Annotated in this window: 22 protein-coding genes, 1 other RNA gene and 1 pseudogene; 4 read left to right on the forward strand and 20 right to left on the reverse strand. The window is 66.3% G+C overall.

Features of this window, described 5'->3' with window-relative positions; all coding sequences use genetic code 11:
- The coding region (locus CSC73_RS17200) for a M23 family metallopeptidase (protein WP_163842968.1) at positions 1–804 on the reverse strand (804 nt) is incomplete at its 3' end.
- 8 nt (positions 805–812) lie between these two features.
- On the opposite strand from CSC73_RS17200, the gene CSC73_RS17205 reads away from it, so the two are divergent.
- Positions 813–1298, forward strand: a complete 486-nt coding sequence (locus tag CSC73_RS17205) for a DciA family protein (protein WP_163842971.1) — start codon at positions 813–815, stop codon at positions 1296–1298.
- Between the two features lie 145 nt (positions 1299–1443).
- Here CSC73_RS17205 and lpxC read toward each other — a convergent pair whose 3' ends face one another.
- The 15 genes from lpxC to mraZ all read right to left on the reverse strand — a co-directional run bounded on the left by lpxC (position 1444) and on the right by mraZ (position 18387).
- A complete protein-coding gene (gene lpxC, locus CSC73_RS17210; RefSeq protein WP_163842973.1) occupies positions 1444–2358 on the reverse strand; it encodes a UDP-3-O-acyl-N-acetylglucosamine deacetylase in 915 nt (304 codons plus the stop codon).
- A gap of 250 nt (positions 2359–2608) precedes the next feature.
- Positions 2609–3841, reverse strand: coding sequence for a cell division protein FtsZ (gene ftsZ, locus CSC73_RS17215; RefSeq protein WP_163842976.1), 1233 nt, complete (start codon positions 3839–3841; stop codon positions 2609–2611).
- 124 nt (positions 3842–3965) lie between these two features.
- Positions 3966–5201, reverse strand: coding sequence for a cell division protein FtsA (ftsA, locus tag CSC73_RS17220; RefSeq protein ID WP_163842978.1), 1236 nt, complete (start codon positions 5199–5201; stop codon positions 3966–3968).
- Entirely contained in the window at positions 5198–5971 is a 774-nt protein-coding gene (locus CSC73_RS17225; RefSeq protein ID WP_163842981.1) for a cell division protein FtsQ/DivIB, read from the reverse strand. The genes ftsA and CSC73_RS17225 overlap by 4 nt, the downstream gene beginning before the upstream one ends.
- 106 nt (positions 5972–6077) lie before the next feature.
- Positions 6078–7028, reverse strand: a complete 951-nt coding sequence (locus tag CSC73_RS17230; protein WP_163842986.1) for a D-alanine--D-alanine ligase — start codon at positions 7026–7028, stop codon at positions 6078–6080.
- Entirely contained in the window at positions 7025–8491 is a 1467-nt protein-coding gene (gene murC, locus CSC73_RS17235) for a UDP-N-acetylmuramate--L-alanine ligase (RefSeq protein ID WP_163843113.1), read from the reverse strand. The genes CSC73_RS17230 and murC overlap by 4 nt, the downstream gene beginning before the upstream one ends.
- Positions 8491–9585 carry an undecaprenyldiphospho-muramoylpentapeptide beta-N-acetylglucosaminyltransferase gene (murG, locus tag CSC73_RS17240; RefSeq protein WP_246197561.1) on the reverse strand — a complete coding sequence of 365 codons (1095 nt, stop codon included), beginning with the start codon at positions 9583–9585 and terminating at the stop codon, positions 8491–8493. The genes murC and murG overlap by 1 nt, the downstream gene beginning before the upstream one ends.
- The gene (gene ftsW, locus CSC73_RS17245; protein ID WP_163843116.1) at positions 9582–10859 is read right to left on the reverse strand and encodes a putative lipid II flippase FtsW; all 1278 of its coding nucleotides are present in this window, start codon (positions 10857–10859) and stop codon (positions 9582–9584) included. The genes murG and ftsW overlap by 4 nt, the downstream gene beginning before the upstream one ends.
- A 14-nt stretch (positions 10860–10873) precedes the next feature.
- The gene (gene mraY / locus CSC73_RS17250; RefSeq protein ID WP_163842989.1) at positions 10874–11965 is read right to left on the reverse strand and encodes a phospho-N-acetylmuramoyl-pentapeptide-transferase; all 1092 of its coding nucleotides are present in this window, start codon (positions 11963–11965) and stop codon (positions 10874–10876) included.
- Positions 11955–13337, reverse strand: coding sequence for a UDP-N-acetylmuramoyl-tripeptide--D-alanyl-D-alanine ligase (locus CSC73_RS17255; protein WP_163842992.1), 1383 nt, complete (start codon positions 13335–13337; stop codon positions 11955–11957). The genes mraY and CSC73_RS17255 overlap by 11 nt, the downstream gene beginning before the upstream one ends.
- Entirely contained in the window at positions 13334–14803 is a 1470-nt protein-coding gene (locus CSC73_RS17260) for a UDP-N-acetylmuramoyl-L-alanyl-D-glutamate--2,6-diaminopimelate ligase (protein WP_163842995.1), read from the reverse strand. Before CSC73_RS17260 ends, CSC73_RS17255 begins: the two co-directional genes overlap by 4 nt.
- Complete coding sequence (locus CSC73_RS17265) at positions 14800–16620, reverse strand: peptidoglycan D,D-transpeptidase FtsI family protein (RefSeq protein ID WP_163842996.1); 1821 nt, start codon at positions 16618–16620, stop codon at positions 14800–14802. The genes CSC73_RS17260 and CSC73_RS17265 overlap by 4 nt, the downstream gene beginning before the upstream one ends.
- Positions 16617–16880 carry a cell division protein FtsL gene (gene ftsL, locus CSC73_RS17270; RefSeq protein WP_093286859.1) on the reverse strand — a complete coding sequence of 88 codons (264 nt, stop codon included), beginning with the start codon at positions 16878–16880 and terminating at the stop codon, positions 16617–16619. The genes CSC73_RS17265 and ftsL overlap by 4 nt, the downstream gene beginning before the upstream one ends.
- Positions 16877–17926, reverse strand: coding sequence for a 16S rRNA (cytosine(1402)-N(4))-methyltransferase RsmH (gene rsmH / locus CSC73_RS17275; RefSeq protein WP_163842999.1), 1050 nt, complete (start codon positions 17924–17926; stop codon positions 16877–16879). Before rsmH ends, ftsL begins: the two co-directional genes overlap by 4 nt.
- 14 nt (positions 17927–17940) lie before the next feature.
- Entirely contained in the window at positions 17941–18387 is a 447-nt protein-coding gene (gene mraZ, locus CSC73_RS17280; RefSeq protein WP_093286856.1) for a division/cell wall cluster transcriptional repressor MraZ, read from the reverse strand.
- 326 nt (positions 18388–18713) lie between these two features.
- On the opposite strand from mraZ, the gene CSC73_RS17285 reads away from it, so the two are divergent.
- Positions 18714–19481: an NRDE family protein gene (locus CSC73_RS17285; protein ID WP_163843002.1), complete on the forward strand. Its 768-nt coding sequence runs from the start codon at positions 18714–18716 to the stop codon at positions 19479–19481.
- 180 nt (positions 19482–19661) lie between these two features.
- On the opposite strand, the gene rnpB is transcribed toward CSC73_RS17285, so the two are convergent.
- The 3 genes from rnpB to rsmI all read right to left on the reverse strand — a co-directional run bounded on the left by rnpB (position 19662) and on the right by rsmI (position 22099).
- Positions 19662–20012: RNase P RNA component class A (gene rnpB, locus CSC73_RS17290), an RNA gene on the reverse strand.
- A 30-nt stretch (positions 20013–20042) separates the two neighbouring features.
- Positions 20043–21263 carry a chromate efflux transporter gene (chrA, locus tag CSC73_RS17295; protein WP_163843017.1) on the reverse strand — a complete coding sequence of 407 codons (1221 nt, stop codon included), beginning with the start codon at positions 21261–21263 and terminating at the stop codon, positions 20043–20045.
- A 5-nt stretch (positions 21264–21268) separates the two neighbouring features.
- The gene (rsmI, locus tag CSC73_RS17300; RefSeq protein ID WP_163843020.1) at positions 21269–22099 is read right to left on the reverse strand and encodes a 16S rRNA (cytidine(1402)-2'-O)-methyltransferase; all 831 of its coding nucleotides are present in this window, start codon (positions 22097–22099) and stop codon (positions 21269–21271) included.
- Positions 22100–22153: 54 nt separating this feature from the next.
- Here rsmI and CSC73_RS17305 point away from each other — a divergent pair.
- Positions 22154–23590, forward strand: a pseudogene (locus CSC73_RS17305) (penicillin-binding protein activator); the annotation flags it as partial.
- A gap of 10 nt (positions 23591–23600) precedes the next feature.
- Positions 23601–23984 (forward strand): YraN family protein, encoded by a 384-nt coding sequence (locus CSC73_RS17310; protein ID WP_163843122.1) that lies wholly within the window; start codon positions 23601–23603, stop codon positions 23982–23984.
- Positions 23985–24139: 155 nt separating this feature from the next.
- Here CSC73_RS17310 and thiL read toward each other — a convergent pair whose 3' ends face one another.
- Entirely contained in the window at positions 24140–25084 is a 945-nt protein-coding gene (gene thiL, locus CSC73_RS17315) for a thiamine-phosphate kinase (RefSeq protein ID WP_163843125.1), read from the reverse strand.
- Position 25085 lies beyond the last annotated feature (1 nt).

The following is a 25085-nucleotide window of genomic DNA, read 5'->3' on the forward strand; positions in this document are numbered from 1 at the left end:
CACCCGCACCAGATCGCCCACCCGCACCACCAGCCGCGAATTGTGCGCGTAGCGGGTCACGTAGCCGTTGCCATGGTCGATGTCGACCACGTTGCCGTAGCCGCTCTTGACCCCGGCGAAGCTGACCACGCCGTCGGCCACGCTCAGTACCGGGTCGCCCACGTCGGCTTCGAAATCGATGCCCCTGTGGTACTGGCTACCGCCGCCCAGCGGATCGGCGCGGCCGCCGAAACCGGAGGTGATGTAGCTGTTGGCGATCGGCATGCGCGAGGGGGTGGCGTTCTTGTCCAACTCGCGGTTGAACAGCAGCGCTTCCAGTACCGACAGCTGCTTGCCGGAAGCGGCGAACTGGCGCTCCAGCTGGGTCACCCCGGCGTTCAGCGCGCGGGGCTCCATGTCGAAGCTCTGGTCGTTACCGCCCACGCCCACCGGCTTGTCGAAGTCGAATTCGCCGTCCTGCAGCTGGCCGACCCGGGTCAGGCGTTCGCCCAGCGCATTGAGGCGGTTGGCCTGGGCCTGCAGCTCACCCAGGCGCGCGGCCATGGCGTTGACTTCCTGCTGGGCGCCGCGACGGACCTGGTCCAGCTCGGCCTGCTGCTTGTCGGCCTTGGCCTGCAGCATCGAGACCTGGGCCATACCGGCCAGGCTGCGCCCGCCGAAACCCAGCAGAAGGCCGGAAACCAGGAGGATGCCGATGCTGGCGAGCGGACGGGAATACATGAATACACGGGCCTGATGGGACTTGCTGGCCACGAAATGGGCCATGCCGGCGCGCGAATTGTTTACGATGGTTTGAAAGATCATAGATACCGATGTCTGATTCGAAGTCCCAACCGCGTCGCGCTTCATCCCCACAGCCCGCCTTGCAGGCTGCGATGTCGGATGCCGCCACCGACCCGGTGCGCAGGGCCTTATGGCTCGACGCGCTGGAACAGCAACTTCGCCCCTGTCTGCCGCCTGCCCTGTCCCCCCATTGCAGGCTGGGGAACGCGACCGGCGGAAAACTCGTTTTTATCGTCGATTCTCCGGTGTGGCACGCCAAACTGCGCCTTGCCGCACCCGAACTGATCGACTTGGCCCGATCCATCGGGTTTGCAGCCACCGAAGTGGTTGCGAAGACTACAACAGCCCCTTTCCAGCGGCCTGAGCCGGCCGGACTTGCTGTAAAACCCATGTCGGAAGCTTCGCGCAATGCGCTCAAAGCCGCCTTGGCATCCCTGGACGACCCGGACTCCGCCGGATCCAATGAGGGCAAGGACCCCAATCCTGAACACCGGGGCGGCCGGGCCAAACGTTGAATCCGGCGCGCACAGGCCGAAGCATGGTACCCAGCAAAGGCAATGCGTTCGTTATCGAATAGTTAAATTATTGTGAATCCAAGGCCATGAATGTCATTGGGTTCACAGTTCCGTCCAAATCCGGCTCTCCGCCGGAGACGGGGGTTCAGACGGCGAGTGCGGGACTGCCGTAAACCACGGGGGCGGGACCGGCCGCCGCTTCGAAGGTCACTTCTTCCCAGGCCCGGCGCTCGGCCATCAGGGCGCGCACCAGCTTGTTGTTGAGCGCGTGGCCGGACTTGAAGCCTTCGTATGCGCCCAGGATGGGGTGCCCTGCCAGGTACAGATCGCCGATGGCGTCGAGGATCTTGTGGCGCACGAATTCGTCGGCGTAGCGCAGGCCGTCGTCGTTGAGCACGCGGAACTCGTCCAGCACGATGGCGTTGTCCATCGAGCCGCCCAGGCCCAGGTTGCGCTCGCGCATGTATTCCAGGTCGCGCATGAAACCGAAGGTGCGCGCACGCGCGACTTCCTTGGTATAGGCGGCGGTGGAGAAATCGATCTCCGCGCGCGATTGCGAGGCGGGGATCATGGGGTGGTCGAACTGCACGGTGAAGCCGACCTTGAAACCGTCGTACGGCACGAAGCGCGCGATCTTGTCGCCGTCGCGCACTTCCACCGGATGCTTGATGCGCAGGAAGCGCTTGGGCGCGTCCTGTTCCACCACGCCAGCGGACTGCAGCAGGAATACGAAGGGACCGGCGGAACCGTCCATGATCGGCAGCTCGGCCGAGGACAGTTCCACGAAAGCGTTGTCGACGCCCAGGCCGGCCATCGCCGACATCAGATGTTCGACGGTCATGACCTTGGCGCCTTCGCGGCTCAGGCCGGTGCACAGGGTGGTCTCGCTCACCAGCTCGGCATTGGCCGGAATCTCCACCACCGGATCCAGGTCCACGCGGCGGAACACGATGCCGTTGTCCACCGGAGCCGGACGCAGGGTCATGTAGACCTTTTCCCCGCTATGCAGCCCCACGCCCGTGGCGCGGATCACATTCTTGAGGGTGCGCTGCTGGGTCATTTGGGGACGAGACTGTAACAAGTGTCGAATGGCCGGCGAGAATAGCACGCAGGTGCCTGAATCTTAACGGAAGAATCGATCCGTCCCACGGTTGAAACAATGCCCGGCGGCGGGACCAGGAGGGCAAAAAGCTGCCGGGCCGGACAGCCCGGCAGCGAAGGGACAGGACACTGCTCCATCGCCGATGCCCGGAGGCGTCGGCGACCAACTACTTACTACCCCCTCTCCCCATCCGGAGAGAGGGTCTGAATCAATCTGCCTGGCGGCGCAGGAACGCCGGGATGTCCAGGTAATCGCCCGGCAGATCGGCGGTAGCCGGCGAGGCCGCCGGCGAAGAGGCCGGTTCGGCGCTGCCGCGGCGCAGGCCCAGGCCGCCGACGGCGTTGGCCACCGGATCCATGATGGCGTTGGCGTCATAGGCCATGCCGGTGGTGGCGTCGCGGACCAGCTTGATCGGCGCACGCATCGGTTCGCGCAGGCCGTGGCTGTCGCCGCGGCCCAGCGGCTGGCGGACGGCGGCGGTGCGGTTGAGGCCGGTGGCGACCACGGTGACGCGGACTTCGTCCTGCATGTCCGGGTCCAGCACGGTGCCCAGGACCACGGTCGCATCTTCGGCGGCGAAGCCTTCGATGGTGCGGCCCACTTCGTCGAACTCGGCCATGGTGAAATCCGGGCCGGCGGTGATGTTGACCAGGATGCCGTTGGCGCCGGACAGGTTGACGTCGTCCAGCAGCGGGTTCTGGATCGCCGCTTCGGCCGCCGCCTGCGCGCGGTCGTCGCCGCGTGCCGAGCCGGTGCCCATCATGGCCAGGCCCATCTCGCTCATCACCGTGCGCACGTCGGCGAAGTCGACGTTGATCAGGCCCGGGCGCACGATCAGGTCGGCGATGCCCTGCACGGCGCCCAGCAGCACGTCGTTGGCGGCGCGGAAGGCCTGGATCATGGTGGCGTTGCGGCCCAGCACGGTGATCAGCTTTTCGTTGGGAATGGTGATCAGCGAATCGCAGTGGTGGCTGAGCTCCTCGATGCCCTTCAACGCCACCTGCATACGGCGGCGGCCTTCGAACGGGAACGGCTTGGTGACCACGGCCACGGTCAGGATGCCCATTTCCTTGGCCAGCTGCGCGACCACCGGTGCGGCGCCGGTACCGGTACCGCCGCCCATGCCGGCGGTGATGAACACCATGTCGGCGCCATCGAGCGCGGCGATGATGCGCTCGCGGTCTTCCAGCGCGGCCTGGCGGCCGACTTCCGGATTGGCGCCTGCGCCCAGGCCCTTGGTGACGTTGCCGCCCAGCTGCAGCTGGGTCTTGGCGCCGCAGTTGTTGATGGCCTGCGAGTCGGTGTTGGCGGTGACGAATTCAACGCCCTCCACGCTGCTGCTGACCATGTGCGCGACCGCGTTGCCGCCGCCGCCGCCCACGCCGATGACCTTGATCACCGCGTTGGGAGCCATTCTTTCAACCAGTTCGAAATGTGCCATGTCCATGTCCTCGTAATAGTTATGTTGTGTATCGCAATCAATCGGTTTGCCGCTCAATCCCCGTCTTTCCCTCCCCGCCTCACCCACCCGCGCCGTCGCGGATGCGCTTAACTCTTTGCGCGGCTCAGAACTCGCCGCGATACCAGTTCTTCAATTTGTTGAGCAGGCTGCCGGTCTTGCCCAGAGGCAATGACGGACGCCGCGGATGCTCTATCTGGCTACCCATCAGCAACAGGCCCACGCCGGTGGCGTGCACCGGGTTGCCGACCACTTCGCCCAGCCCGGTGACGTGCTGGGGAATGCCGATGCGAACCGGCATCTGCAGCATTTCCTCGGCCAGTTCGACCACGCCTTCCATCTTCGAAGCGCCGCCGGTCAGCACCATGCCCGCGCGCACCAGTTCCTCGAAACCGGAGCGGCGCAGCTCGGCCTGCACCATCTCGAAGATTTCCTCGTAACAGCCCTGCACCGCCTGCGCCAGCGAATGGCGCGGCAGACGGCGCGGCGGACGGTCGCCGACGCTGGGCACCTGGATGCTTTCTTCGGCAGTGGCCAGCTGCGCAAGCGCGCAGGCGTAGCGGACCTTGATCTGCTCGGCTTCCGGCGTGGGCGTGCGCAGCATGTGCGCGATGTCGTTGGTGACGTGGTCGCCGGCGATGGGCAGCGATGCGGTGTGGCAGATCGCGCCCTGCACGAACACGGCCAGGTCGGTGGTGCCCGCGCCCATGTCGACCAGCACCACTCCGAGTTCGCGTTCGTCCGAGGTCAGCACCGCCACGCTGGAGGCCAGCGAAGACAGGATCAGATCGTCGATCTGCAGACCGCAGCGCTGCACGCACTTGCTGATGTTGGCCGCGGCCGACTGCGCGCAGACCACCAGGTGCGCGTGCACTTCCAGGCGCACGCCGGTCATGCCGACCGGATTGCGGATGCCTTCCTGCGAATCGTCCAGCACGTACTCGCGGGGAATCGCATGCAGGATCTTCTGGTCGGCGGGAATGGCCACGGCCTTGGCCGCTTCCAGCACGCGGTCCAGATCGCCCCAGGTCACTTCGCCGTCGCGGATCGGCACGATGCCGGGCGAGTTCTTGCATTGCACGTGCGCGCCGGAGATCGAGGCGTAGACCGAACGGATTTCGCAGCCGGCCATCAACTCGGCTTCTTCCACCGCGCGCTGGATTGACTGTACGGTGGATTCGATGTCCACCACCACGCCGCGCTTGAGCCCGCGCGATTCGTGCGAACCGATGCCGATCACTTCTATGGGGTTGCCCGGCGAGTATTCGCCGACCAATGCGGTGACCTTGGAAGTGCCGATGTCGAGACCGACGATCAGCGATTTGTCGCCCTTGCGGTTCATGTGCTTGCCTGCGTCTGTAACGTGCCGCCAGCGGCGGCAGGAATGGAGGACGAAGCCCCCGGAACGGCTGGCTTCGTAGTCGACCAGCTCAATGCAAAACCATTGGTGTAACGCAGGTCCGCACGCTCCAGCGGCGACGCATTGCGCGCCAGCAGTTGCGGCAGCATCCGCGCGAAGCGGCCCAGGCGCGGGCGCGCATCGGCGCGGCCCACCACCACCCGGGTGCCGTTGCTCAGGGCCAGCGACCAGCTGCCGCGCCGGTCCATGACCAGGCTGTCGACCTTGAAGCCGATCGGCGCGAACAGCCCGCGCGATTCGTTGTAGAGCTTCACCACTTCCTGCACCTGCGAATCGGGGCCGCCGAGCAGCGGCAACGCATCGGACTGCATGCCTTTGGGAACGGGAAACAGGCGGCCGTGTTCGGACAGCAGACGATCGGCGCCCCAGCGCGCGAACGGCTTGTGCTCGACTATTTCTATTTCCATCACGTCCGGCCAGCGCTTGCGCACTTCGGCGCGTTCGACCCACGGCAGTTTTTCCACCGCATCCTGCGCGTTCTGCAGACGCACGGCGAAGAAGCCGGGCTTGGCGTAAGGCAGCACCACCGCCTGCAATTGGGCGGGGTCGACGCGCTTGAACTCGCCATGCACGCGCAGCTTGGTCAGCGGCCAGCGCTCGGCGCCGATCCAGCCGTTCATCACCGCGACCACGGGCATGACGACCAGCGCCAATGCCAGCAACCAGGTGAAGATGCGCAGCGCGGCGTTCATGCGTTGGCTCCTTCGGAGCCGGGAATGGTGAATCGGGAACAGGGAATGGACGAGCACAGGGCTCGCGCTTCCTCCATTCTCCATTCCCTATTTCCGATTCCCGGTTTCATAGCGTGGTTTCCAAAATGCGCCAGCACAGTTCTTCGAAACCGATGCCGGCCTGCTTCGCCGCCTTGGGCACCAGCGAATGACTGGTCATGCCGGGCGCGGTGTTCACTTCCAACAGGTAGAAGTTGCCGGTGGCGCGGTCGCGCATCACGTCCACGCGGCCCCAGCCACGGCAACCCGCCGCCTGGAACGCGGCCAGCGCGATGCGGCCGATTTCGGCTTCGTCGGCGCCTTCCAGCCCGGGGCATAGGTACTGCGTGTCTTCGGCCTTGTACTTGGCGTGGTAGTCGTACCATTCGCCCTTGGGCACGATGCGGATCGAAGGCAACGCCAGCTCGCCCAGGATGGCGACGGTAAGTTCGTCGCCGACGACCATCTGCTCCATCAGCAATTCGCCGTCGTAGCGGGCCGCCAGCTCGACGGCCGCGTCCAGGTCGCCCTTCTCGAACACCCGCGTCACGCCGACGCTGGAGCCTTCGTTGGCCGGCTTGACGATCACGGGCAGGCCGAGCCTGTTCGCAGCCGCATGCACGTCGTCGCCTGGCAGCAGGCGCACGTAACGCGGCGTGGGCAGCTCCAGCGACAACCACACTTGCTTGGTGCGTACCTTGTCCATGCTCAGCGCCGAACCGAGCACGCCCGAACCGGTGTAGGGAACACCGAAGGTTTCCAGCAATCCCTGCACGATGCCGTCTTCGCCGCCGCCCTTGTGGCCGTGCAGGATGTTGAACACGCGGTCGAATTTCTTCTGCACCAGCGCCTCGGCCAGGGCCGGTATCCCGTCCACGGCGACTGCGTCGATGCCGCGCGACTGCAGCGCTTCCAGCACGTTGCGGCCCGAGTCCAGCGACACTTCGCGTTCGCTGGAGGTGCCGCCGAGCAGCACGGCGACACGACCGAAGGCTTTCGGATCGGCGGTTCGCAGCATGGGGAATTCGTACTTGCTCATTCGTGCTTGTCCATTGAATGCCCGCTTCCTCCAAAACCATGTGCGGCGATGTCCTGTGCGACATGGCCGATATCGCCGGCGCCCATCAGCAGCAGCAGATCGCCGTCCTGCAGCACATCGGGCAGCACGCCCGCCAGTTCGGACACCTGGCTGACCACCACCGGCTCGTTGCGGCCGCGCGCGCGGATGGCGCGCGCTAGCGATTTGGCGTCGGCGCCGGCGATGGGCGCTTCGCCGGCCGGATAGACTTCGCTCAGCACCAATACGTCCACTTCGGAAAGCACCGCGGCGAACGCATCGAACTGGTCGCGCGTGCGGCTGTAGCGGTGCGGCTGGAAGGCGACGACCAGACGCTTGTCCGGCCACCCGCCGCGCGCGGCGGCGAATACCGCGGCGAGTTCGCGGGGATGGTGGCCGTAGTCGTCGACCAGACGCACGCGCGCACCGGTCGGCGTGGCGATTTCGCCCAGGTCGTTGAAGCGGCGGCCGATGCCGGAGAACTTCTCCAGCGCATTGGCGATGTCCTGCGGCGCCACGCCCAGCTGCCAACCGATGCAGGCCGCGGCGAGCGCGTTCTGCACGTTGTGGCGGCCCGGCAAAGCGAGCTTGACCTGCACCTGCGTATCTTCGGGCAGGCGCAGCGTGAAGCGCATGCATCCGGCTTCCTGGGTCACGTCCTCGGCGCGCACATCGGCGTTCTCGGCGAAGCCGTAACTCATCACGTGCCGCGGCGTGTCGGCTGCCAATGCGGCCACTTCCGGATCGTCGATGCACAGCACCGCCAGCCCGTAGAACGGCAGGCGCTGCAGGAATTCGGCGAAGGCGGCCTGGACCTTGGAGAAATCGTTGTCGTAGTTCTCCAGGTGATCGGCGTCGATGTTGGTGATGACCGACATCAGCGGATTCAGGCGCAGGAAACTGCCGTCGCTTTCGTCGGCCTCGGCCACCAGCCACTGGCCGTCGCCGAGCTTGGCGTTGGCGCCGGCGGCGAGCAATTGGCCGCCGATCACGAACGTGGGATCCAGCCCGCCTTCGCTCAGCACCGCTGCGGTGAGGCTGGTGGTGGTGGTTTTGCCGTGGGTGCCGGCGACGGCGATGCCGCGGCGGAAACGCATCAGCTCGGCGAGCATCGCCGCGCGCGGTACGATCGGGATGCGCTGCGAGCGCGCTTCCATCAGTTCCGGGTTGTCGTGCTTGATGGCGCTGGAGACCACCACGCAATCGGTGCCCAGCACGTTGGACGCGTTGTGCCCGCGCATCACCCGCGCGCCCAGCGACGCCAGCCGGCGCGTGGCGGCGTTGTCGGCGTTGTCCGAGCCGGACACTTCATAGCCCAGCGTGCACAGCACTTCGGCTATGCCGCTCATGCCGGAACCGCCGATGCCCACGAAATGCACGCGGCGGAATTCCTGGGCCAGATTGCCCGTGTGTTGCAAGCGGCGTTCGCGTGCGGCGGCCATCATCATGCGGCGCGTTCCAATGCTGATTCTTCGAGAATGATGTCGGCGATGCGTTCGGCCGCATCGGGCTTGGCCAGCGAGCGCGCGGCGTCGGCCATCGCCAGACGGCGGGCGGGATCGGCGGCGAGTTCGCCGAGGGCTTGTTGCAGATTCGCCGCCAGCTGCTGGTCCTGCTTCAACAGGACAGCGGCGCCGCGTTCGACCAGATACATCGCGTTCTTGGTCTGGTGGTCGTCGACGGCAGCGGGGAAAGGAACCAGCACGCTGCCGATGCCGACGGCGCAAAGCTCGGCCAGCGTGGACGCGCCCGCGCGGCAGACCACAAGGTCGGCCCAGCCATAGGCTTCGGCCATGTCGGCGATGAAGCTTTCCACGCTGGCAGCCACATTGGCTTCGGCATAAGCGCGCACCGCTTCCTCGCGCATCTTCTCGCCGCACTGGTGGCGCACTTCGATCCGGAATTCCGAGAGCGCCGACAGCGCCTGCGGCAGCGCCAGGTTCAAGGCGCGGGCGCCCTGGCTGCCGCCCAGCACCAGCAGCCGCAGCGGCGCTGCGCGCCCTGCGAAACGTTGTGCGGGTACCGGCAGACTGGCGATTTCGCCGCGCACCGGATTGCCCACCGCTTCTTCGCGAGCGGGGAAGCTGCCGGGAAAGCCGGTGAGGATGCGTCGGGCGAATTTCGCCAGCACACGGTTGGTGAAACCGGGCGCGCGGTTCTGTTCGTGCACCAGCAGCGGGCGGCCCTGCAAGCGCGCCGCCATGCCGCCAGGACCCGCCGCGAAGCCGCCGAAACTGACCACCACGCGCGGCGAACGCTGGCGCAACACCGCACCCGCGCCACGGATCGCCTTGAGGATGCGCAGCGGCGCGCCCAGCAAGGCGAGCTTGCCCTTGCCGCGCACGCCGGAGATGGCGAGGGTGTCCAACGGAATATCGTGCTGAGGGACCAACCGCGTTTCCATCGCACCGTCGGCGCCCAGCCAGGTCACCGGTACGCCACGCGCGCGCAGCACCTTGGCCACCGCCAACGCAGGGAAGATATGGCCGCCAGTGCCGCCTGCAAGGATCATCACCGGCGCGTCGCTGCGTGCGCTCATGCGATCCTCTCGAAGGTCGGTTCGACGCGGGGGTTGAGCCGGCTGGTGCCGCGCGCCGGCGCTTGCGTCGCGGCGGCGGGCGCGGCCGGCGCTGGCGCTTCCGCGACCGGCGCCGCTTCGCCGCGCAGCAAAGCGACCTGGCGTTCGGCGCGATTGAGTTCGTAGGAAACCCGCAGCAGCAATCCCATCGCCACGCAAGTCATCAGCACGCTGGAGCCGCCCGACGAAATCAGCGGCAGGGTCAGACCCTTGGTCGGCAGCAGGCCCAGGTTGACGCCGATGGAGACGAAGCTCTGCATGCTGATCCACAGCGCGATGCCGAACGCGCAGTAACCGGCGAAGTGCCTGCGCATTTCCACGCAGCGCAAACCGATATGGAAAGCGCGGCCGGCCAGCAGCGCGTACAGCGCTATCACGCCGCAAACGCCGACGAAACCCAGCTCCTCGCCGATCACGGAGAAGATGAAGTCGGTGTGCGCTTCCGGCAGGTAGTTCAGCTTCTGCACCGAACCGCCCAGGCCGACGCCCCACCACTCGCCACGGCCGACGGCCATCAGCGCGTTGCTGAGCTGGTAGCCGGAACCGAGCTGGTCTTCCCACGGATTCATGAAAGAAGTGATGCGCCGCATGCGGTACGGTTCGAGGATCGCGATGAAGGCGAAGATCGGCAGGCCGATCACGATCGGCGCCGACATGCGCGGCAGATTCACGCCGCCCAGCACCAGCATGCCGGCGGTGATCGCCAGCAACAGCGTGGAAGAGCCGAAGTCCGGCTGCAGCAACAGCAGTCCGACCAGCGCCACCGCCACGCCCAGCGGTTTGAGCATCGCCGGCCAGGTGGCGTTCACTTCGTCGCGGAAGCGCACCAGGTAGCTGGACAGCCACACGATGTAGAGCACCTTCACCGCTTCCACGACCTGGAACTTGGAGACGCCCAGATTGATCCAGCGCCGCGCGCCGTTGACGCTGCTGCCCAGGCCCGGCACGTACACCAGCAGCAGCAGTACGAAACAGGCCAGCAGCAGCCACTGGTTGTAGTGTTCGACGGTCTTGAGTTCGGTGCGCATGGCCACATAGGCCAGGCCGATGCCCAGGCCCAGAAACACCAGGTGACGGGTCAGGTAGTAGAAGGGATTGCTGTCCATGGCGATCGAACTGGACGCGACCATCACCACGCCAAGCGCGGTGAGCGCCAGCGTCACCCCGAGCAGCCACGGATCGTAGCGGCCGCCGATGGCCTCCAGTCGCGTGGCCTGGCGTGGCGGATTGTTGATGGGCGCGCCGTTCATCAACGCACCTTCAACGTCGCAAGGCCGACGAGGACCAGCACCACCGAGATGATCCAGAAACGCACGATCACGCGCGGCTCGGGCCAGCCCTTCAATTCGAAATGGTGATGGATGGGCGCCATGCGGAACACGCGCTTGCCGGTGAGCTTGAACGAGGCCACCTGGATCATCACCGACAGCGTTTCGATGACGAAGATGCCGCCCATGATCACCAGCACCAGTTCCTGGCGCACGATCACCGCCACCGTTCCCAATACCGCGCCCAGCGCCAGCGCGCCGATATCGCCCATGAACACCATGGCCGGATAAGTGTTGAACCAGAGGAAGCCCAGACCCGCGCCGGCGATGGCCGCGCAGATGATCACCAGTTCGCCGGCGCCCGGCACCTGTGGGATCTGCAGATAGGCGGAGAACACCGCGTTGCCCGAGGCGTAGGCGAACACGCCCAACGCGCAGGCCACCAGCACCGTGGGCATGATCGCCAGGCCATCCAGGCCGTCGGTCAGATTGACCGCGTTGGAAAAACCGACGATCCAGAAATACGCGATGGCGATGAAGCCGATGCCGGCCAGCGGCAAGGCCACGCTCTTGATCATCGGGATATAGAACGTGGTCGAGGCCGGCACCGAAGGATCGGCGGTCATGAACAGGAAGATGCCGGCGCCCAACCCGAAAATGGATTGCAGCAGGTACTTCCAGCGCGACTTCAAGCCATTGGGATCGCGCTTGACGATCTTGATCCAGTCGTCGTACCAGCCGATGGCGCCGAAGGCCAGCATCACCAGCAACACCACCCAGACATAACGGTTGCGCAGGTCTCCCCACAGCAGCACCGACAACAGCACCGTCATCAGGATCAGCGCGCCGCCCATGGTCGGCGTGCCGGCCTTGGTGAAATGGGTCTGCGGGCCGTCCTGGCGGATCGGCTGGCCGCCCTTGAACTGGGCCAGCCGGCGGATCACCGCAGGACCCATCCACAGCGACAGGAACAGCGAGGTCAGCGCCGCCAGGATGCCGCGGAAAGTCAGGTAGCCGAACAAGCCGAACAGGCTTTCCAGCTGCTGCAGCCAACGTGTCAATTCAAGCAGCATGCGATGCGCCCTCCCCTTTGGACAGCAGTGCGGTGACGATGCGGTCCATCGCGCTTCCCCTCGATCCTTTCACCAGGCAGCGCAGACCCTGCGGTTGCGCTGCCTGCATCAGGTCGGCGCGCAAGGCATCGACCAGTTCTTTATGCGTTTCGAAACCGCGCGCGCCTTCGCCGAAGGCCTGCGCGGCGGCCGCGCTCAGTGGCCCCAGCGTGTACAGGCGGCGCAGGCCCGCGGCCTTGGCCTTGCGCCCTGCATCGGCATGCAGCGCTTGGCCTTCGTCGCCGAGCTCGCGCATGTCGCCCAGCACCAACCAGGCTTCGCCACCGGCCGCGGCCAGCGTGTCGATGGCGGCTGCCAGCGAACCGGGATTGGCGTTGTAGCTGTCGTCGATCAACACGGCGCCGTTGGCCAGCACATGCGCGACCTGACGGCCGGGCACCGGCTTGCTTGCGGCCAGCCCTTCGACGATCGTGGCCAAGGCCACGCCGCTCGCCAATGCGAGAGACGCGGCGGCCAATGCGTTGAGCAGGTTGTGGCGCCCGGGCAGCGGCAATTCGACGGCCGCTTCGCCTTGCGGCGCGACCAGCAGGAATCGCGAGCCGTCGACGCCGGCCACGATATTCCGCGCGGTGACATCGGCAGTCGAGTCCAGACCGAAGCGCAGTATCTTCCGGCCGGCGGCAAGACCCGCGAAGTACTCGGCGAACGCGTCGTCGGCATTGATCACGGCCACGCCGTCCACGGCCAGCGCCGAGTAGATCGCACCCTTGGTCTGGGCCACGCCCATCAGGCTGCCCATGCGCTCCAGGTGCGCGGCGGCGACATTGTTCACCAGCGACACGTCGGGCACGACGATGTCGGTCAGGTAGGCGATATCGCCCGGCTTGCCGGCGCCCATTTCGTAAATGGAGAAATCCGCGTCGTCCGGCGCATCGATCACCGCCAGCGGCAGCCCGATCTCGTTGTTGCGGTTGCCGGGATTGAAATAGGTGTTGCCGGCGCGCTGCAGGATCGCCACGGTCAAGGCCTTGACGCTGGTCTTGCCGTTGCTGCCGGTGATGGCGATGGCTTTGCCGCCGCGGTCCAGCTGCAGGCTGGTCGCGATGCGCGCCAGCGCCAGCTGGGTATCGGCAACGACGATCTGCGGCAGTTCCACTTCCACCGGGTGATCGACCATCAAGGCGGCGGCGTTGCGCATGGCCGCGTCGTAGGCGAAATCGTGGCCATCGAAACGCTCGCCGCGCAGCGCGACATAAAGGCTGCCAGGCATCAGGCTGCGCGTGTCGTTGGTCAGCGTGTCGACCAGCAGATCCTCGCCACGCAGTTCGCCGCCGGCCCAGTGCGCAAGCAGCGACAGGGGAAGCCGCTTCATGCCCGCACCTCCAGGCACTGGCGGGCGACCGCCGTATCGTCGAACTCGTGGCGCACGCCGGCGATTTCCTGATAAGGCTCATGGCCCTTGCCGGCGATGAGCACGATGTCGTTCGCCCCGGCTTCTCCAATCGCGCGTGCGATCGCCTGCGCACGGTCGCGCTGCACGGTTACCGATCCGGGTCTGGCGAAGCCGGCCAGGATGTCGGCGACGATCGCATCGCCGTCTTCGCCGCGCGGATTGTCGTCGGTCACGATCACCCGGTCGGCCAGCCGTTCGGCGCAGGCGGCCATCAGCGGGCGCTTGCCCACGTCGCGCTCGCCGCCGCAACCGAACACGCAGATCAGCCGCGCAGGCGCGTGGTCGCGCAGGCTGGCCAGCGCCTGTTCCAGCGCATCGGGCGTGTGCGCGTAGTCGATCACCACCAGCGGCTGCTGGCCGTCGCCGCCCAGGCGGTTCATGCGGCCATGGATGGGCTGCAGCTTCGACAGCGTGCGCGCGATGTCGGCGGGCGCATCGCCCAGCGCATGCAACGCGCCGGCCACCGCCAGCAGGTTGTCGACGTTGAAACGGCCCAGCAGCTTGGACTGGACGCCGTAGCAATCGTTTTCGACCGTCAGGTCGAAGGCGATGCCGTTCGCGTCCAGACGCAGATTGCTTGCGCGCACGCTGGCTTCGGTTTCGTCGCGCGAGCTCAGACCGATGGCGCGCAGGTCTTCCGGCAGCTGCGCCATCAGTTCGCGACCGAACGCATCGTCGAGATTGATCACCGCCGCCTGCAATTCGGGCCAGGCGAACAGCCGCGCCTTGGCCGCGCCGTAGCCGGCCATGTCGCCGTGATAATCGAGATGGTCGCGGGTGAGATTGGTGAACACGGCGACATCGAAATGCACCGCATCGACGCGGCCCTGATCCAACGCGTGCGAGCTCACTTCCATCGCCACCGCCTTGGCCCCGGCATCGCGCAACTGCGCCAGCAGCGCATGCATCTGCAGCACCAGCGGCGTGGTGAAACCCGTAGGAACGACTTCTCCGTAAAGCCCTGCGCCCAGCGTGCCGATGCTGGCCGCACGCAGGCCGCGCAGATGCCAGGCTTGCGCCAGCAGTTGCACGGTGGAAGTCTTGCCGTTGGTGCCGGTGACGCCGACCATCGACATGTCGCGCGACGGGCGCGCATGGAAGCGGTCGGCCATTTCGCCCATGCGCGCGCGCAGGCCGGGCACGGCGATCGCATCGGCGGGCACATCGAATTCGGCCGGTGCCGGCGGCTCGAACAGAATCGCGCTGGCGCCTGCGGCCTGTGCTTGTTCGACGAAACCCAGACCGTGCGCGCCGAATCCGGCGATGGCGACGAACGCATCGCCCGGTTCGATGTGGCGGCTGTCCAGCACCAGTCCACGGATCACGATGTCGCGCGGAATCTCCATCTCCGGCAACAGATCGGCCAGGGCCATGGCGCGCCTCATTGCACGTCACCCGGCAGCGGCACGGGCAGCGCGGCATGTACTTCGGCGGGTATGGCGGCTGCCGGCACGGCGGCAAGTCCGCGCTTGCCATCGGCCTTTTCCTGCGCCGCGATCCAGGTTTCGATGTCGTCCGGCGGCACGTCCATCAAGCGCAACGCGCCTTCCATCACGTTGTGGAAGACAGGACCGGCGACCAGACCGCCGTAGTAGGAACCCTGGCTCGGCTCGTTCACCACCACCGCCATCGCGAAGCGCGGGTTGTCCACCGGCACTACGCCAGCGAAGAACGACAGGTACTTGCGCGAATACCCGCCGCCGGAGGCCTTGCGCGAGGTACCGGTCTTGCCGGCCACGTGGTAGCCGAGGATCGCAGCCTGGGTCGCGGTGCCGCCGGGTTCGGTCACCGTCTGCATCATCTTCAGCACCTCGGCGGCGATCACCGGGTCGAGGATCTGCTTGGGTTCGTTGCGCTCGCCCTTGACGAAGGTCGGCTGGATCGCACGTCCGCCGTTGGCCAGCGTCGCGTAGGCGTGCGCGACCTGGAGCGGCGTGACCGCAATGCCGTAGCCGTAGGACATGGTCTGTTTGCTGGTGCCGCTCCACCGATTGGGCGCCGGGAACAACCCGGACGCTTCGCCCGGGAAGCCGCTGCGGGTGCTCTGGCCGTAACCCATCTTGCGGAAGAAGTCGTAGAACTGGCGGTTTTCCAGCCGCTGGGCGATCTTTGCGGCGCCCACGTTGGAGCTCTTGCGAATCACGCCCGTGGTGTCGAGCACGCCGTAATTGTGAGTGTCCGTGGTGCGGTACTTGCCGTTGGGCATCCAGCCCGGATTGGTATTGAATATCGTCGCGGGCGTAATCACGCCCGCTTCCAACCCGGCGGCGACGGTAAGCGGTTTGGCGGTCGAGCCGGGTTCGAACAGATCGGTCACCGCGCGGTTGCGGTGCGCGTCCGGCTTGCCCAACGAGGTCGAGTTGGGATTGAACGTGGGCAAGTTGACCATGGCCAGCACTTCGCCAGTAGCCACGTCCAGAACCACCGCAGAACCCGCGGTGGCCTCGTGGGAGATCAGCGCGTTGCGAAGCTCCCGATAGGCCAGGTATTGGATGCGGCGATCGATGCTGAGAGTCAGATCCTTGCCCGGCTGCGCCTGGCGGACCAGGTCCACGTTCTCCACGATGCGGCCGCGGTTGTCGCGGATGACCTTCTTCGCGCCCGGAGTGCCGCGCAACCATTCGTCGAACGCCAGCTCCACGCCTTCCTGGCCGCGGTCGTCGATATTGGTGAAGCCCAGCACATGCGCCATCGCTTCGCCTTGCGGATAGAAGCGGCGGTACTCGCGCTTGGAGTACACGCCGGGTACGCCGTGGGCCAGGATCTTCTTCGCCTCGTCCGGGTTGATCCGGCGCTTGAGGTAATAGAACTCTTTTTCCGCGCGCTGGCTGACCCGGCTGGTCAGCGTGTCCAGCGGCTCGCCCAGGGCGCGCGCCAGCTCCGGCAAACGGTCCGGGGCTTTCAACAACTCCTGCGGGTCGCACCAGATCGATTCGACCGGGGAAGACACCGCCACCGGCTCGCCGTTACGGTCGGTGATCATGCCGCGCGAGGTCGGGATCTCGATGTTGCGCACGAAGCGCTCGTTGCCTTCGCGCTGGTAGAAATCGCGATTGACCAGCTGCACGTAGGCGGCGCGGCCGATCAGGCTGACCGAGCACAGTCCCAGCGCGCACACCACCAGCAGCACCCGGCCGCGCAGGTTGAAGCGTGCGCGGTTGCGGCCGCGCGGAGCCTGGTTGTTCTTGTCGCGGCTCTTCATGGGCGCACCACCACGACATCGGCGGCTTCCGGAAACTTCATGCCCAAGCGCATGCGCGCGATCTGGTCGATGCGGTTGCTTTCCGCCACGGTCGCCTGCTCCAGCTGCAGGCGGCCGAATTCGATATTCAGTTCGTCGCGCACCTTCTCCAGCCGCGACAGTTCCACGAACAACAGGCGGTGGCGATGACGCGCATAGACCACGCCGATCGCCGAGGCGATGCTGCCCAGGATCAACACCACCAGCAGGAAGCGGCTCACCGGGCCGCTCCCGCGGCCGAGAATCGGGAATCGGGAATCGGGAATCGGGAAAAGCCCTTGTCCTGGCCCTTGCCCTTATCTATTCCCGATTCTCCACTTCCTATTCCCAGCTTCTCCGCCACTCGCAACACCGCGCTGCGCGCGCGCGGATTGGCGGAGGTCTCAGCGGCATCGGCGCGCTGCGCATCGCCGATGGCCTTGAGTGTGGGCACGAATACGTCCAGGTCCGGCAAGCGGCGATTGGCCGGAGGCGCCTTCGCGTGCTTGGCGATGAATCGCTTGACGATCCGGTCTTCCAGCGAATGGAAGCTGATCACGGCCAGGCGGCCGCCGGCCTTCAGGCGGTCGAGCGCAGCGTCCAGGCCGGTTTCCAGATCGGCCAACTCGCGATTGATGTGGATGCGGATGGCCTGGAAGCTGCGCGTGGCCGGATTGATGTCGTGCTTGCCGCGCCCCACCACCGCACCCAGCAGATCGGCCAGATCGGCGGTACGGGTGAACGGCTTTTCGGCGCGGCGCGCGACGATGGCTTTCGCGATACGGCGGCTGAGCCGCTCCTCCCCATAGGTCCACAGCACGTCGGCGATCTCCGCCTCGTCGGCGCGCGCGAGCCATTCGGCCGCGCTCTCGCCAGCGTCGGGGTCCATGCGCATGTCCAGCGGACCGTCCTTGCCGAAGCTGAAACCGCGTTCGGCCACGTCCAATTGCGGCGAAGAGACGCCGAGGTCGAGCAGGATTCCGTCGAGTCCGGCGGCAGTCGCTTCCCATTCGGCGAGCGTGGCGAAACTGCCGCGACGGATCTTCACCCGCGCATCGCTCGCGAACTCTTGTTCGGCATGTGCGATCGCTTCGGGATCCTTGTCCATCAGCAGCAGCCGGCCTCCCGGGCCGAGTTTTTGCAGCACGCCGCGCGCATGTCCGCCGCGCCCGAAGGTGCCATCCAGGTAGGTTCCGTTCTCTCGCACCTGCAGCCCTTCCATGACCTGCTCAAACATCACCGGCAGATGCCGCGCGGGAAGGTGGCCGGCTTGCGCTTGACCGCGCACCCGGGCACCGTCCGTCACAGCTTCAGGTCGAGCATGTGCTCGCTCAGATCGTCGTCGGACAAGGTCTGACGGATCTGCGCGTGATGCGCCTGCTCGCTCCACAATTCGAATTTGTCGCCCATGCCCAGCAGCACGGCTTTTTTCTCGATGCCCACCGCGCTGCGATGGCTGGCCGGAATGCTGATACGGCCGTTGCCGTCCAGCTCCACCGGCGTCGCCGCGCCCACCAGCTTCAACTGCAGGTTGCGGTGCGCACGCTGGGTGCTGGGCAACGCATTGACCGAATCGCGGACACGCTGCCATTCCTTCTCGGGGTACAGGTACAGGCAGCCCAGCTCGAAAGGGTTGTAGGCGATCACCAGCCGGTTGCCGCATTCGCGCGCGACAAGCTCGCGATAGGCGGTGGGCACCGCCAACCGGCCCTTGTCGTCAACTGTGATGGCGGTCTCACCTTGGAACACGACCCCTGCACCCACGAAATCCGCTGGAAGGCGGCAATTGAACCACGAAAAACCACTAATAACCCGGTTTTCCCTCTGATGCCCACCTTAGCACCGGCCGGAAGGTTGTCAACAGGGAAGACAGGAATAAATCATCTTGTACTTCAATGGCTTGCGGCATACTTCACAAACTTGTTCAAAGGTTATCCACAAGATGCTGTTTAGTCTCAAATTTTGAGATTGAGCCAGGATTCATGCCTGTGGACGCGATGTGAACGGCCGGAATCTCATGGACTCCTGAGATCTCCCCACTGGCAGCCGATTGCGCGAGGATCGAGAATCGCGGCATGTGCCTGGTTGCGGTCGCCTGGAAAGTCCACCCCCGCTGGCGGTTGCTGATGGCCGGCAATCGCGACGAATTCCATGCCCGCCCCACGGCCCCACTGGCCCTGTGGCCGGAGCCGGCCGGCATCCGGGCCGGCCGCGATCTGCAGTCCGGAGGCACCTGGGTAGGAATCGAGAGGCGCGGACGTGTCGCCGTGGTCACCAACGTGCGCGATCCGCTGGCGCAGACGATTTCGGGACCCTCGCGCGGGGCATTGCCGGTGGGTTTCCTGCAAGGCACCGCCGCCGACGCCGCCCGCCATGCCCGCGACCTTATGGCGGGCGCGCGGGATTACTCGCCGTTCAATCTGCTGATCGCCGATGCGGATTCGTGCGAATACATCGGCAACCATCCGGCGCTGGAGCATCGCACTATCGCGCCGGGCATCCATGGCATGTCCAATGGCGGTTTCGATATTGCGTGGCCGAAGACGCAACGCCTTTGCGAAGCGATGCGGAAGTGGTCTGAAACCGATGCGGTGGACCCGCAACCGTTGTGGCATGCCCTGGCCGACGAACGCGTCGCCGCCGATGCGGAATTGCCCGATACCGGCGTAGGCCTGGAACTGGAGCGGAAACTCTCCTCCGCTTTCATCCGCGGCCCCGTCTACGGCACCCGCGCCAGCACGATCATCGCCATCGACTACGAAGGACGCGGCTACATAAGCGAACGCAGATTCGGCCCCGACGGCGTTTTCGAAGGCGAAACCACGCTATCCAACGACGCGTGATGCGGAGCCCGCGCGTCGGGGACGTAGCCCCGACCTACGACCAGTCGCGCGAGCGGAGTAACAGCCCCCTTTAGTAAAGGGGGCGCCGCGACAGCGGCGGGGAATTGGGCGCACAAGCCGGGGCCCGAAACTTGCGAAGCAAGTTTTGGGGCTTTCATCGAAGCAAAGCGAAGATGAAAGCGGCGGAGCCGGCCGATAAGCCGGGTTCTGTCTTGGACAGTCATTCCTCTAGGCGCAACGTCGCCGTTACGCTCGAGCAACCTACCCGGACCCGACGCGGGCCGCGTCATGAGGTCCCTATTTGGTCTTGCTCCCGGTGGGGTTTGCCGTGCCGGTCTGTTGCCAGACTCGCGGTGCGCTCTTACCGCACCATTTCACCCTTGCCACGCGTTCCGAAGAACCGTTCGGCGGTATCTTTCTGTTGCACTTTCCGTCGGCTCGCGCCGCCCAGGCATTACCTGGCACCGTGCCCTGTGGAGCCCGGACTTTCCTCGTCGCCCTTGCGAACGACGCGACTGTCTGGCCGACCCCGCCATGCATATTGTCGCATGCATGCGCTGACTACCCCGCAAACCAGACCGATACCGCACCGCCGATGCCCAATACCAGCACCACCAGCCACGGGGGCAGCTTCGCCCACATCAACGCGGCCAAGCCCGCGACCACCCATGCGGCATCGCGCCAGTCGCGCACCGCCGTGGTCCACAGCGGATCGTAGAGCGCGGCCAACAGCAAACCCACCACGGCCGCGTTGACTCCCGCCAATGCCGCCTGCACGCCGCGCTGCCCGCGCAGCCGCGACCAGAACGGCAATACGCCCAGCATCAGCAGGAAGGAAGGCAGGAAGATCGCGAGCAAGCCCAGCAAGCCGCCGATCCATCCGCCCGGCCCTGCGGACATCGCTGCGCCCAGAAACGCGGCGAAAGTGAACAAGGGACCGGGCAGCGCCTGAGCGGCACCGTAGCCTGAAAGGAATCGATCGGCGTCCATCCAGCCGGGCGATACCACTTCGGCCTGCAGCAGCGGCAGCACCACATGGCCGCCACCGAAGACCAGGGCACCGCTGCGATAGAACGCATCGAACACCCGCAAGTTGGATGAAGAGGAATACTGCGCGGCCAGCGGCAACAGCAATAACAGCGCAAGAAAGCACGCCAGCATGGACAGGCCCGTACGTGTGGACAACGAAATCGCCAGACCGCTGCCTTCTATCGGCGCGGCTACTCGCCGTAGCGCCAGACCCACTACCGCGCCCAACACGATGACGCCCACCTGTACCCACGCCTGCGGCCAGTACAGCACCATCGCTGCAGCGGCCACCGTCAGTAGCACACGCGTCGAATCGATGCAGAACAGGCGCGCCATGCCCCACACCGCCTGCGCCACCACGGCCACGGCCACCAACTTCAATCCGTGCAACGCATCTGCCGGCAGCGCGGCTCCCCAGCGCGTCAGACCGAGCGCGAAAAGGATCATGAGAACCGCCGATGGCAGCGTGAATCCGCACCACGCCGCCAATGCACCGCGAATTCCCGCACGCGATAAGCCGATGGCCATGCCGACCTGACTGCTGGCCGGCCCGGGCAGGAACTGGCACAGCGCGATCAGTTCGGCGTATTCCCTTTCGCTCAACCAGCCGCGGCGCGCGACGAATTCATCGCGGAAATAGCCTAGATGCGCAATGGGGCCGCCGAATGAAGTCAGCCCCAAGCGCAGGAATACGCGGAAAACGGCCCAGGCCCCCGCCTCCGCCCGACCGCCAGGAGACGCCGGCCCCCGCATGCCGATCAGTCCGCTCCGCCCTGCCCGTACAGCACCTTGCGCGGCGCGCCGCTGATTTCGGCCGCCAGCTTGGCCGCTGTCGAAGGCGGCAGGTGCTCGCTCAGCTTGGCGTACAGGCGCCTGCCTTCGATCAGCTGCGCCTCCTCGTCGTCGCCCGCACCCTGCACCATCACCACGAACTCGCCCTTGCGCTGGTTGTCGTCGGCCTCCACTCGCGCATGCAGCTCGGCCAGCGTGCCGTCGAGCACCGTCTCGAACATCTTGGTCAGTTCGCGCGCGATCACCGCCGTGCGGTCGTCGCCGAACACCGCGCGCATGTCGGCCAGCGATTCGGCGATGCGGTGCGAGGATTCGTAGAACACCAGCGTGCGGGTTTCGCTGGCCAGGCGGCCCATGCGTTCGCGGCGCGCCGAGGACTTGGCCGGCAGGAACCCTTCGAAGGCGAAACGGTCGCTGGGCAGTCCGGCCACGCTGAGTGCGGCGATGGCCGCGCAGGCGCCGGGAATGGGACTGACCCGCAAGCCCGCGGCGCGCGCGGCGCGGACCACGCGATAGCCGGGATCGCTGACCAGCGGCGTACCCGCATCGCTGACCAGCGCCAGCGAATCTCCGCTGGAGATGCGCTCGACGATGCGCTCGGACATCGCCTCTTCGTTGTGCTCGTGCAGGGCCAGCAACGGCCGGTCGATGCCGAAATGGGACAGCAGCTGGCGGGTGTGGCGCGTGTCCTCGGCGCAGATGCCGGCGACCGTCTTCAACGTCTCCAGTGCCCTCGGCGAAAGGTCGGCCAGGTTGCCGATCGGGGTGGCGACGATGAACAGCGTTCCAGCGGGCATGTGCGTTGGCTTCCTGAAGCAATGGGCTGAACGCAGTCCCGCGCCGCCGAAGGTACAATCCTAGCCGGTTCCCACGTACGGCCGCTGAGCAAGCCCATGGATAAGCGATTCGGAAGGATGCGTCCCCTCAATACTGCCGCCCTGTTGATGCTGGCCGCGCTGTTCGCCGGCTGCGCCACCACCAACGTGAGCGGCCCCACCGCTTCCCGCGAGGCCACCGGCGCTTTGAAGGAAGCCGCGGCGCTGGCCCGCAACGATGCCGCACTGACCGGCCAGGCCAAGATCGACAACGCACGCCAGATCGAGCGCCTGCTGGCCGGCATCGACAACGCGACCCTGGCGCGGGACGCCGCCGCACTGCCGGTGGGCGATCCGCTGTACGCCTTCGCCGGCCGCGCGCTGCTGAATCGCGGCCTGCCGTTGCCCCGTCCTTTCGACCGCGGCGCGCAATGGCGCTTCGACCTGAACAATCGTCCGGCCGCCGAACGCGACGGCTACCGGCCGCCGGTCAAGCTGGCGGTGCTGCTGCCGCTTTCGGGACAACTGGCCACAGCCTCTGCGCCGGTTCGCGATGGCCTGCTGGCGGGTTACTACGGCGAATCCCGCCGCCGCCCGGAAATCAATTTCTACGACACCGCCGGTACGCCCGCCGGCGCGGTGGAGGCCTACGGCAAAGCCGCTGTGGCCGGCGCGGATTTCGTGGTCGGGCCGCTGGGCCGCGATGAAGTGACCGCGGTCTTCCGCGATACGAACCTGTCGGTGCCGGTGCTGGCGCTGAACCGCGGTGCGGCGGCCCCGCCGTCCGGCAATGCCGGCTTCTCGCTGGCGCCGGAAGACGACGGCATCATCGCCGCCGAGTACCTGCTCAGCCGCGAGCGCAAGACTGCGCTGGTGATCAACGGCAACGACGACAACGGCAAGCGCGCGGCCAACGCATTCCGCGAACGCTTCACCGAACGCGGCGGCACCGTTGTCGAAGCGATCGGCGTGAGCGACGCACCGGGCAGCATTTCCGCGAATCTGGCCAACGCCTCGCAGCGCGGCGTCGATGCCGTGTTCCTGGCATTGAAAGGCAGCGTTGCGCGCGCGATCGCACCGCAGTTGGCCATGGCCGGCTTGGGCGGAAAAAGCCGCGTGGCCACCTCGCAGCTGATTTCCGGTACCGGCAAGCCCGAACAGGACAGCGCGCTGGATGGCATCGTCTACCCGACCGAAGTATGGACGGCGCGAGGCATCGGCGGCCTGCCTGCCGCCAGCAGCATCGGCGCCAGTCTGCCGACCGCGCGCGGACCGGCGGCCCGCCTTTTCGCCTTCGGCTACGACGCGTGGCTGCTCACCGCCTATCTGGAAAAACTGGCGACCGGCAACAATGCAGAAGTGAAAGGCGCCACGGGCGTGCTCAAGCTCGACGGTTTCGGCAATGTGATCCGCACGCCGGCCTGGTCCACGTTCAACGGCGGACGCGCGGCACCGATCGCCGGCGGCGACTGAGCGCGCTGCGCTGGACCGCAAGGCGCGCGGCAATCTGGCCGAAGCGACCGCACGCGACGCGCTGGTGCGCGCCGGCCTGCGCGAGGTGGCCGCCAATGCGAACTATCGCGGCGGCGAACTGGATCTGGTGATGCTGGACGGCAGCGGACGCGATGGTCCGACGCTGGTCTTCGTCGAAGTCCGCTACCGGCAGTCGGGCGCCTTCGGCGGCGGTGCGGCTTCAGTGGATGTCGGCAAGCGCCGCAAGCTGGTGTACGCCGCCCAGAGCTTCCTCGGCCAGCATCGGCAATACAGCAACTTCCCATGCCGGTTCGACGTGGTCGAAGCCGATGGCGATCCGCAGGCGCCGCGGATCAACTGGCTGCGCGATGCGTTTCGCGCGGACGACATCTAGCGAAACGTACTCGAAGAAGCGTAGCCCAAGTCCGGTTCGTGGCGAGCCTGTCGAAAATCCCGTGGGAGCGCCGTCCCGGCGCGAGCTTTTCGCTTAGATAGAACAGAAAAGCTCGCGCCGGGACGGCGCTCCCACGATATTCGGTTGGTCAGATATCACGCGAAATGTTCGTAGCCCCGGCGAGGCGGCTGCCATTCCTTCCCCTCTGCACCGAAGGCGCGAACGCCCTGCCCTGCGACGATGCGGCCGATGCGCGTTGCGGAAACGTCGGTGAAATCCAGCGCCTGCACGATAAGATCGCGATCGCGCGGGGAGGCCGTGAAGCACAACTCGTAGTCGTCTCCGCCGCAAGCTTGCCAGTGCCAGCGTTCTGCTGACGACGCTGCTGCCAGTTCCGCCGATGCGGGCAGGTCCGCCAGGTTTATTTCCGCGCCGACGCCGCTGCGTTCGCAGATGTGCGCCAGATCCGCGAGCAAGCCGTCCGAGATATCTATGCAGGCATGCGCCAGCGTGGACAACCGCAGACCCGCAGCGACGCGCGGCATTGGCCGGTCCAGGCGCTGACGCAATAACCCGGGGACTTCGCGCCCTTCCAGCGACGCCTCAAGAGCCGCCGCCGCATCGCCCAGCGTTCCCGTTACCCACACATCGTCGCCCACCTGCGCGCGGTCGCGGCGCAATGCGCTTCCCGGTTCGACCAGGCCCATCGCGGTGACCGAAATCGACAACGGCCCGCGTGTGGTGTCGCCGCCGGCCAACGCAACCCCGTGCTGATCGGCGAGCGCAAGGAAGCCATCGAGGAATGCATCGATCCAGCGCTCGTCCGCTTGCGGCAGCGACAACGACAACGTGCACCAGGCAGGCGCCGCACCCATCGCAGCCAGATCGGACAGATTGACTGCAAGCGATTTCCAGCCGATGTCCGCAGGCGCGGTGGCTTCCGGAAAATGCACGCCGGCATTGAGCGTGTCGGCCGTCACCACCAGCTCGCGACCCGGCGGCACCTGCAGCAACGCGGCGTCGTCGCCGATGCCAAGCGCCACGTCGCCGCGCTGGCGAACGCGGGCACGGATGCGCGAGATCAGGTCGAACTCAGTGATA

Source organism: Pseudoxanthomonas sacheonensis (genome assembly GCF_010093305.1).
GTDB classification, from domain to species: Bacteria; Pseudomonadota; Gammaproteobacteria; order Xanthomonadales; family Xanthomonadaceae; genus Pseudoxanthomonas_A; species Pseudoxanthomonas_A sacheonensis.

Excerpts from the sequence above, each read along its gene's own strand:
- CSC73_RS17205 (WP_163842971.1), top strand. The coding sequence starts at position 813 with ATGTCTGATTCGAAGTCCCAACCGCGTCGCGCTTCATCCCCACAGCCC.
- lpxC (WP_163842973.1), bottom strand. The coding sequence starts at position 2,358 with ATGACCCAGCAGCGCACCCTCAAGAATGTGATCCGCGCCACGGGCGTG.
- ftsZ (WP_163842976.1), bottom strand. The coding sequence starts at position 3,841 with ATGGCACATTTCGAACTGGTTGAAAGAATGGCTCCCAACGCGGTGATC.
- ftsA (WP_163842978.1), bottom strand. The coding sequence starts at position 5,201 with ATGAACCGCAAGGGCGACAAATCGCTGATCGTCGGTCTCGACATCGGC.
- CSC73_RS17225 (WP_163842981.1), bottom strand. The coding sequence starts at position 5,971 with ATGAACGCCGCGCTGCGCATCTTCACCTGGTTGCTGGCATTGGCGCTG.
- CSC73_RS17230 (WP_163842986.1), bottom strand. The coding sequence starts at position 7,028 with ATGAGCAAGTACGAATTCCCCATGCTGCGAACCGCCGATCCGAAAGCC.
- murC (WP_163843113.1), bottom strand. The coding sequence starts at position 8,491 with ATGATGGCCGCCGCACGCGAACGCCGCTTGCAACACACGGGCAATCTG.
- murG (WP_246197561.1), bottom strand. The coding sequence starts at position 9,585 with ATGAGCGCACGCAGCGACGCGCCGGTGATGATCCTTGCAGGCGGCACT.
- mraY (WP_163842989.1), bottom strand. The coding sequence starts at position 11,965 with ATGCTGCTTGAATTGACACGTTGGCTGCAGCAGCTGGAAAGCCTGTTC.
- CSC73_RS17255 (WP_163842992.1), bottom strand. The coding sequence starts at position 13,337 with ATGAAGCGGCTTCCCCTGTCGCTGCTTGCGCACTGGGCCGGCGGCGAA.
- CSC73_RS17260 (WP_163842995.1), bottom strand. The coding sequence starts at position 14,803 with ATGAGGCGCGCCATGGCCCTGGCCGATCTGTTGCCGGAGATGGAGATT.
- CSC73_RS17265 (WP_163842996.1), bottom strand. The coding sequence starts at position 16,620 with ATGAAGAGCCGCGACAAGAACAACCAGGCTCCGCGCGGCCGCAACCGC.
- CSC73_RS17285 (WP_163843002.1), top strand. The coding sequence starts at position 18,714 with ATGTGCCTGGTTGCGGTCGCCTGGAAAGTCCACCCCCGCTGGCGGTTG.
- chrA (WP_163843017.1), bottom strand. The coding sequence starts at position 21,263 with ATGCGGGGGCCGGCGTCTCCTGGCGGTCGGGCGGAGGCGGGGGCCTGG.
- rsmI (WP_163843020.1), bottom strand. The coding sequence starts at position 22,099 with ATGCCCGCTGGAACGCTGTTCATCGTCGCCACCCCGATCGGCAACCTG.